Here is a 229-nt window from a genome sequence, read left to right on the forward strand (position 1 = left end):
AATCAGGTAACGCTTAGTCGTGGAAACAAGATCTTGCTGCGCCAAGCTACGGTAAGTCTTTTTGAAAAACAAAAAATCGGGCTTGTAGGGCGAAATGGTTGTGGAAAAAGTAGTTTTTTCAGCATGGTGCTGGGAAAATTAACGCCGGATACCGGGGTGTGTCAGTTAAATGCCCAACTTCGCATCAGCCATCTTTCGCAAGAGCTTCCTGAAAGTGATCTACCCGCAT

At 45.4% G+C, this 229-nt stretch carries 1 protein-coding gene; it reads left to right on the forward strand.

Annotated elements, in window-relative coordinates; translation table 11 throughout:
- Positions 1-33 precede the first annotated feature (33 nt).
- Positions 34-229: ATP-binding cassette domain-containing protein (locus IEX97_RS13465; RefSeq protein WP_229776928.1), on the forward strand; the 196-nt coding region annotated here is incomplete at its 3' end.

Origin of the sequence: Paenalicyclobacillus cellulosilyticus, assembly GCF_014647315.1 — a bacterium.
In the GTDB taxonomy this organism is placed as follows: Bacteria; Bacillota; Bacilli; order Alicyclobacillales; family Alicyclobacillaceae; genus Alicyclobacillus_J; species Alicyclobacillus_J cellulosilyticus.